6 protein-coding genes are annotated in these 9,050 nt (G+C 45.8%); all 6 read left to right on the top strand.

Translation table 11 applies throughout. The features are described 5' to 3' along the window. Positions 1-203 precede the first annotated feature (203 nt). Positions 204-1,397, top strand: a complete 1,194-nt coding sequence (locus tag ACYQ2M_RS24090) for a thiolase family protein (protein ID WP_459918948.1) — start codon at positions 204-206, stop codon at positions 1,395-1,397. A 46-nt stretch (positions 1,398-1,443) separates the two neighbouring features. After that, on the top strand, positions 1,444-2,301 hold the full coding sequence (locus ACYQ2M_RS24095; RefSeq protein WP_459918949.1) for a 3-hydroxyacyl-CoA dehydrogenase family protein: 858 nt from the start codon (positions 1,444-1,446) through the stop codon (positions 2,299-2,301). Positions 2,302-2,334: 33 nt separating this feature from the next. Continuing rightward, positions 2,335-4,149, top strand: a complete 1,815-nt coding sequence (locus ACYQ2M_RS24100) for an acyl-CoA dehydrogenase (protein ID WP_459918950.1) — start codon at positions 2,335-2,337, stop codon at positions 4,147-4,149. 61 nt (positions 4,150-4,210) lie between these two features. Further along, the gene (locus ACYQ2M_RS24105) at positions 4,211-5,539 is read left to right on the top strand and encodes a YjiH family protein (RefSeq protein WP_459918951.1); all 1,329 of its coding nucleotides are present in this window, start codon (positions 4,211-4,213) and stop codon (positions 5,537-5,539) included. 247 nt (positions 5,540-5,786) lie between these two features. After that, entirely contained in the window at positions 5,787-6,971 is a 1,185-nt protein-coding gene (locus tag ACYQ2M_RS24110) for a hypothetical protein (RefSeq protein ID WP_459918952.1), read from the top strand. 164 nt (positions 6,972-7,135) lie between these two features. After that, a complete protein-coding gene (locus ACYQ2M_RS24115) occupies positions 7,136-8,884 on the top strand; it encodes an AMP-binding protein (RefSeq protein WP_459918953.1) in 1,749 nt (582 codons plus the stop codon). The last annotated feature ends 166 nt before the right edge of the window (positions 8,885-9,050 follow it).

A 9,050-nucleotide genomic window follows, 5' to 3' on the forward strand; every position in this document is an offset into this window, starting at 1 on the left:
ATATAACTGCCATGGGCAGACCTCATTCTGATCTCGGTTTGCCCATAACGAACCATAAAAAATGGTTAGACTTATCTACTCTTTCTTATAAACCGCCACGGGCGGATCTCATTGGGTCTCATCGGTTTTCCCACAACAAAACTTGAAATACTTCAAGGGTTTACGGAGCATTTCATATAAAAAAAACAAAAATAGGAGAAAAAATGACTTCAACGGAAAATATACCTGTTATTGTGTCTGCCGTGCGTACCCCCATTGGTGCCTTCGGTGGTGCTTTTCGTAAACTATCCCATGAAGATCTGGCTGTGGCTGTTTTAAAAGCCGTAAGTGAGCGGATCGATTTTCCCAAAGGCATGCTGGATGATGTGTACTGGGGAACCGTCATGGTCCGAAGTGATGAGAATGGCCTGGCGCGGGGAGCCACCTTAAAGGCTGGTTATCCCGATCATGTATCATCTGTTCAATTGAATCGTGCCTGTTGTTCTTCCATGGAAGCCATCCGCATTGCCTCCATGGCCATTCGTCTCGGGGATGCTCAGGCCATTGTCGCAGGTGGTGGCGAAAATATGAGCAACGTGACTTACAGTCTTAAAAATGCCCGATGGGGTATGCGAATTCGGCATCAGGAAATTTCCGACGGAATCTGGGACGGTCTGTTTGATCATCATACCGGACTGATCATGGGGATGACGGCAGAAAATGTGGCGGAAAAATATAATATATCACGTGAAAATCAGGACGCGTTTGCTTATACCAGTCAGATGCGTGCCAAAAAGGCATTGGAAATAGGTCGTTTTAAAGACGAAATTGTCCCTGTCACCATACCTGGGAAAAGAGGCAAACCGGATATTGTGGTGGATACCGACGAGCATCTCAAACCCGACACAACCATGGAAGATCTCGCTCGTCTTCCCGGTGCCTTTAAAAAGGACGGCACCGTTACCGCTGGTAATGCATCCGGTTTGAACGATGGTGCCAGTGCGGTCATGGTGCTTTCCAAAAAAGTGGCCGATGAGCATGGGCTGAAGCAGCAATGGCGGATCGTTGGTTCCACGGCGGTTGGGGTCGATCCACGCTATATGGGCATCGGCCCAATAGATGCCATAAAAAAATTGCTCAAACAAACCGGCTGTCAACTGTCAGATATAGAGTTATTTGAAATCAACGAAGCCTTTGCAGCCGCATCCGTGGCAGTTGAACGGGAGTTGGGACTCAACCGCGATATCGTTAATGTGAACGGTAGCGGCATTGCTTTGGGCCATCCCATTGGTGATACCGGATGTCGAATTGTGGTCAGTCTGATTCATGAAATGGAAAAACGGGGACTTCGGCGGGGTATGGCCTCCCTCTGCGGGGGGGGCGGTCATGGCCAGGCAATTATTGTTGAACGTGTTTAGTATGGCACGTTCTTGGACTTATCAACGCCATAATTGAGGAGGGAAAATGGGAAATTTGAATAAGGTTGCGATTCTGGGGGCCGGAGCCATGGGGTCCGAGATAGGTCTCTGCTTTGCGGCTGCCGGCTGCAAGGTTATTTTAAAAGAGCCTGAATTGGAATGGGCTGACCGAGGCAAAGCCAGACTGAAAAAGGTCATTGATCATTCCATTGAAAAAGGTCGCTTCTCTGCTGATTTGCGTACGAAAACCCTGGAGCGGCTTGTTCCTGCGGCAAATTATGATCTGTTTGAAGATGTGGATTTGGTCATTGAAGCGGTATTTGAAAAACTTGAGGTGAAAAAAACGGTGTTGGCAGAGGCGGACAAACATTGTAAGCCCAGCTGCATCTTTGCCAGTAATACCTCTTCTATTCCCATCACTCTTCTGGCGACGTCGGTTGAAGAATCCCGAAGGCCTCTTTTTGTGGGGGCACATTTTTTTGCTCCTGCGTTTATCATGAAGCTGGTGGAGGTGATTCCGGGGTTGGAAACATCACATGAGACCACAGCCTTTGTGACAAAAGCCTGTCATTTGATTGGAAAAAATCCTGTACAAGTGAAGGATACCGCGGGATTTGTTGTAAATCGGCTGTTGTTTGCTCTTTTCAACGAAGCCGTGCGGCTGGCAGATGAAGGTATTGCCAGTTGCGAAGACATTGACAAAGCCTGCCAGATGGGCTTAGGGCATCCTTTAGGCCCCTTTGCTCTCATGGATATGGCGGATCTGAGGATGGCACTTGAGATTGGTGATATCCTGAAAGAAAATTATGGAGAACGCTTCCGTTTTGGAACGGCTCTTCGACAGAAAGTACATGGCGGTCATCTGGGACGAAAGACAGGCCAGGGGTGGCACGTTTACGTTTAATGGCAGTTATTATAAAAATTTAGGAAAACAGATATGGCCAATTTAATTTCAGATCGTCGAGACATCGATTTTGTACTGTACGAACAGCTGGATATTGAATGTTTGGCAAAATTTTCCCTGTTTAAGGAATATAATCGTAAAACATTTGATCTGGTTATCACGGAAGCCCGTAACTTTGCCCTCAAAGAGCTTTTGCCCATCTGGGCAGAGGGTGATCGACTCGGCGTTACCTTTGAAAATGGGGCGGTGAAAGTCCCACCCTCATTCCATCGTGCCTTTAATCTAATGCGTGAGAACGAGTGGACGGCATTGGCGGAAAGTACAAAGTGGGGGGGGCAGGGGATGCCCCTTACTATCAGCGTGGCTGCAGATGAGTTTCTGGTAGGTGCCAACCTGAGTTGCAACAGTTATGCGACCTTTGGTGGCGGAACCGCAAAAATGATAGAACTTTTCGGCACGGAAACCCAAAAAAGAGTGTTTCTAGAAAATCTCTACACAGCCAAATGGGGCGGTACCATGCTTTTGACCGAGCCCCAGGCCGGTTCCAATGTGGGGGCTCTGAGCACCTCCGCTACTTTGAATTCCGATGGCACCTATTCCATTGTCGGAGACAAGATTTTTATCACCAACGGGGATCATGATCTAACTGAGAATATCATCCATCCGGTACTGGCCCGTGTGGAAGGGGATCCAAAGGGAACAAAAGGTATATCTCTTTTTATTGTTCCCAAATATTGGGTCAATGACGATGGTTCCCTGGGGGAGTTCAATGATGTGGTTTGCACAGGTATTGAAGATAAAATGGGCAGCCATGGCAGTGCCACATGCAGTCTCTCCCTGGGAGGAAAAGGAAAATGCCGTGGGGTAATGCTCGGAGAGCAGGGACAGGGCATGATGATCATGTTTCACATGATGAATGAAGCGCGGCTGAAAGTCGGTTTTCAAGGATTCATTCACGGTTCAGCGGCCTATCAATATGCTTTAAGCTATGCCCGGGAACGGCGACAGGGATTTGATCTTGATCCCAAGGCAAATACCGGGGAACAGGTTGCCATTATCCGTCATCCGGATGTACGGCGCATGCTGCTGTGGATGAAATCTCATGTGGAGGGAATGCGCAGCTTAGAATATTACATTGCCTGGTGTTTCGATACGATAGCCGCCACTGAAGACCCTGCAACCCAATCGTATTACGAGGGAATCACCGCATTGCTGACGCCGGTGCTGAAAACCTACTGCGCCATCAGGGGATTTGAAACCTGCGTTCAGGCCATCCAGATTTACGGCGGTTACGGTTACAGTCGAGAGTATCCGGTGGAACAGCTTGCACGGGATGTAAAAATCACTTCCATTTATGAAGGGACCGACGGCATTCAGTCCATGGATTTGATTGGACGAAAGCTGCCCATGGGGAAAGGCGAGGTTTTTCAAAATTTTATCAATGAGATGCAGGCAACCGTCAGTCTTGCCGAAACCATGGATAATCTGTGGGATATCGGAGCAGATGTCAGAAAAGCCATCGAAAGGCTGGAGAGAGCTTCCGAACACATCGTCGATACCTCAAAATCTTCGGATTTCAAGGTGGCTTTTGCCACTTCCGTTCCATTTCTGATCGCAATGGGAGATGTGATCATGGCGTGGATGCTGTTATGGAGGGCAACTATTGCAGTTCAAAAGTTGGAAACAAACATTAAAAATAAAAAAGATCGGGCTTTTTACCAGGGTCAAATTCACAGTGTCCGATATTTTACAACCACCATCCTTCCCGAGACTGTCGGTCGCCTGGACGCGGTTGTTTCCGGTGGACATGCCGCTGTAAACATCAGTGAGGAATCCTTTGGTGGTTAAGGATGACTTCTATCTGGAAGTATAAAGTGCTTTTGAATAATGGGTTACAGGAGCGTAAAATATGGACCAAAACGTCGCGGTAAAAGATATGCCAAGATATTATAGCGTTGCAAAATTTTTCATTATGAGTGCCATTGGAATATTTTCATTCTTTATAACTTTTAAAATAGGCGAAAAAGATACATTTCTTGCAAATCACTTGAATGATTTTATAAAAGATATTTCCAAGCCCATATTGCCTTATTATGTCGTGATCTTGGCAGTGCTTTGTGTTCTTGATGTTTTTAAAAGAAAAGAAAGATTTTTTAAAGGTATTGTAAACAGCTTATTGTCCATTGCAAAAATAATTGGTGCCGTATTGATCGTGTGCGTTGTGTTTGGTTTTGGTCCCCCCCAGCTCTTACAAGCAAACGTCGGTCCTTTTGTATTGAACAAACTTTTAATTCCGCTTTCCATTACAGTTATTGTCGCTGCAATTTTTTTACCCTTTTTGCTCGATTATGGGTTCATTGATTTTGTTGGCGTGCTGGCAAGGCCCATTATGAGACCTGCCTTTAAAACACCGGGACGTTCTGCCGTTATTGCGGTCAGCGCTTTTTTAGGAAATTTCTCCATCGGTCATATTGCCGTAGATACCATGTATAAGGAGGGTAAACTTACTGAAAAAGAAGCGGCTATCATCGGTACGGGTTTTTGTACGGTATCGGTTGCGTTTTTAATGGTCTTGGCCAATGTACTGAAACTTATGGAGCATTGGAATTTTTATTTTTGGTCTGCATTTCTGGTTACGGCTGCCACGACTTTTTTTACCGTCCGTATCTGGCCCCTTGCCACCAAGCCTGATACCACCTTTCCTGGTGTAACTCCACAACCGGAAAAAATTTATCATACGGCTTTGTTTAAAAATGCATTTATTGAAGGAATTGAGGTGGCGGAAAAGGCAGAATCGATATTTGTTCGGTTGGGTTTTATTTTCAAGGAGAGCATGCTTATCATTATGGCATTGGTGTGCGGCGGCATGTTTTTCACTTCATTTGGTATCATCATCAATCAAAATACTCCCTTTTTTCAATATTTGGGATATGTTTTTTATCCGTTTTTCAAGCTGGTCAATATACCTGATATAGCGGTGGCTATGAATGCCGCCGGGATCTCCTTTTTAGACATAATGATACCTGCCGTTTTAGGAGGGGCTGAAGGTGTGGCCATTCAAACCAAATTTGTTATCGGCAACATTTGTGTTTCCGGAATAATTTTTATCGCTGGGTTTGTTCCCTGCATTCTTTCCACGGATATCCCGGTAAAGGTATTCGAACTGATTGTCATATGGCTTCAGCGAATCATTTTCACTATTCTTCTCTCCGGCGGATTGGCGTTAATTTACTTTTAATCCTCTCAAGAGCAGGTATCTCCGATGCCACAGAAAAAACCATAAGGCCTGCTGATGACAGGTGAATTTGTCCCGAAGCCGGACCTAACGAATATCAACAAAAACCGATCACCACATATGATTAAAATAAAGATGTTCTGACAATGCCATATGCGCTCGGGACGCTCCAGGTATTCTGCGTAAAACGCCTGGAAAAAGCCCGTAAGAAATAAAACAGCATTGGAGAACGTCCAAAATAGGAGACTACATGATCCAAAGAATAGTTTTGATTTTTACCGTATTAATGATTTTGGTCACTCCTTGCATTTCTTTTGGGGTTTCTTTAGATGTAACGCAAAACATGAATGTTGATCTATACGGCAGCGTAAGATTTCAAACCTTATCCGTCTCCCATTCAAGTGAGACAGCCAATATCCCCTATTCGTTGTTCAGCTCTTACGGCGGGCTTGCATCCACCGACGATGATTACAACTACACAAGCTTTGAAATGGAAAGATATCTTAGCCGTTTTGGCTGTAATTTCAAAATGGGAGGGATAACCGGAAAGGTTGAGATAAGGCCAGTATCGGGAAGCATCTACAGACACTGGTATGCAGGCTATAAATCCCCAATAGGAAATTTTGTCATTGGTCATACCTGGGACCCGCTTTTCTTTGCCACAGTGAAATCATCCTCTCTTGTTTTTGGCGGTGTTGGTGGCCCCTTGACGGATATCCACATGGGACTGCGCCTGGAACAGCTTACATGGTCATCCACGGTAAAGAATGTCGGTAAGGTCACAATAGGACTGACAAAACCCAATACTTCAGGCGATGTCAACGGCCTTACCAATGCCAAAAAAGAGACCTCTATTCCGGGTTTCAGAGCAACCTATTTTTCCGAAAAATCGGGTCCGTTTCAGTTTAAAGCGTTTGGCGGATATAATCAGTATACCATAACTTCAACGTCAGGAGAGGACTATGATGTCAATGGTATGGTTTATGGAATCGGAGCCACTATAGATGTAAACAAATTCGGTGGTGGATTAAATTTTTGGGGTGCAAAAAATCCCAATGTGTTTGCCTCCAGTCCCCATTATGCCTTTGAAAATCCAGTATATGATGCCGTCAAAGACAATGTAAAGGATACTGATATTAATTGGGGTTTTTACACACAAATGTATTATAAATTCATGGAAAATGCCAGAGCCGTATTGGAATGTGGAATGCGTGAAGCAGAGGTGCCTTCTGTTACCGGTAGCCCAGGCTTTACACGAAAATTGACGACGGTTACCTTCAGTCTGCCTTTTAAAAACGTATTCCAGAAAGGCATAACCCTTATGCCCACCTTTGAATACGTTGATTGGGGAGAGAAGGAGTATTCTGACAATTCTGCCAACCTGGATTTGGGAGATACGATAATATACGGAATTTATTTTCAAGTTGATTTTTAGGCCATTTCTATCGCAGAATATACTGCCGTTTTATCCGTTTTCCATGTCGGTTTTTTCGCCTTCTATGCATAAAAAAATCAACTTGGATACGGATGATAAGCCTGGGTATATTCTTTTCCTTAAATGGCTTTAGAAAAACTGTTTGACCTGTAAGGAGACTATCAATGGAAAAGAAGATTTGGCATAAAAACTGGCCCAAAGGTCAGCCGTTCTCTTTGACGTATCCGGAAGTCACCGTGGATGTTTTTCTGCGCACCACGGCCACCAAATATCCCCACATGACCGCTCTTATTTTTGAAGGTGCAAGCTACACCTATCAGGAGCTTTGGGAAGGGGCACAGAGGTTCGCCGCTGCATTGGCAGATTCAGGCATCGGCAAGAAAGATGTGGTGTCCCTGCATCTGACTAACAGCCCTCAATTTGTTATGGCTTATTATGGTATCCTGCTTTCCGGAGCCACTTTCAGTCCCACCAATCCACTGCTTAGCGAGCGGGAGCTGGCCCATCAGCTCAATGATTGTGGAGCCAAGGCAGTGCTCACCTATAGCGATTTTGCCGCCTCCATCATGGCGGTGAAAGATAGAACCAAGCTGGAGCATCTGTTTCTCACCAGTGATGAGGAGGCGATCAGCCGCCGGCCCATGGACACCACTCCATGGGGTGATTCATTTATCAGCTTTATGCAGCTTATGATTGATTATCCGCCCCAGCCTCCCCAAGTATCTATAGATCCTAAAAAAGATTTGGCCCATCTGGCGTACACTGGTGGAACCACCGGTCTGAGCAAAGGTGTGATGCTGACCCATTACAATGTGGTCGCCGAGGTGTTGATAACGGTACTCTGGGAAATGAGTGGAAAACCGGTGCTCCAGGACGGTATTCTTCACTTCGAAGAGATGTACCCGAATCCGCCCAACGGAAATTGGGAATTTATCCAGGACGAGGGAAGGGGGGTCACCATCAACGTAGTGCCCTGGTTTCATGCTATGGGCAGTATCCAGTTCCTAAACAATATGATTACCCGGGCTTATACCATTATTCTTCACAAGCGCTTTAATCCGGAAGCCTTCCTGAACGATATAGAAAAATATGGAGCCACTTACATCGGCGGAGCCCCTCCAATGTTCATGGGGTTTCTAAACTCACCGAATATTAAGAAGCGGGATCTGAGTACGGTTAAACGGCTCATTTCCGGGGCTGCCCCACTTTCGGTGGAGGCGCTTCACGGTCTTCGGGATGCTTTTCCCAATGCGGTGGTGCTGGAAGCCTATGGACTCACGGAAGCGGTGATGGGGGTCGTTTGTAACCCTGGCAACACCTCGGGCCTGCGCAAAGTTGGCAGCGTGGGGATTCCCATGTACGATACCGAAATCAAGCTCATGGATCTAAGCGGCGATGATCATGAGGTGGAAGTGGGTGAGGAAGGAGAAATATGGGTAAAAGGTCCCCAGATAATGAAGGGGTATTACAATCGGCCCGAAGAAACCAGCCAGGTGATCCGAAACGGCTGGCTTTCCACCGGCGATTTGGGCAAGTTGGATGAAAACGGTTACCTGAGCATTGTGGATCGGAAAAAGGATATGCTTATTTATAAAGGTTATAATGTATACCCGAGAGAGTTGGAAGAGCTTTTGTTTCAGCATTCGGGGGTGAGAAACTGTACCGTCATCGGCATCCCGGACGTCAACCTGGGCGATCTGCCCAAAGCGTTCGTGGTCAGGCAGCCGGGGGCAGAGATTACGGAGGAAGCCTTGATGGCTTTCGTAAATAAGCAGGTGACCCCCTACAAGAAACTTCGCGCGTTGGAATTCCGCAACGAGATTCCCATTAGTGCCACCGGAAAAATTCTGAAACGGGAATTACGTCGTGAGGAACTGAATAAACTGAATACCCTGTCAAGAAAAGAATGTTAATACTCAAGTTTCGCACCCTAAAGCAGGGAGTTTTAACGAATAAAACCCCTTAAAATTTGATACTTTATATAGAAAAGGACTCCAAATGCTGGTATATGTAAGCTACTGAATTCAAACACAAACCACACACAAGGAGTCCTTAAGTCATGTTTACCAGAAATTGCCA

The organism is Desulfocicer niacini (genome assembly GCF_054657595.1).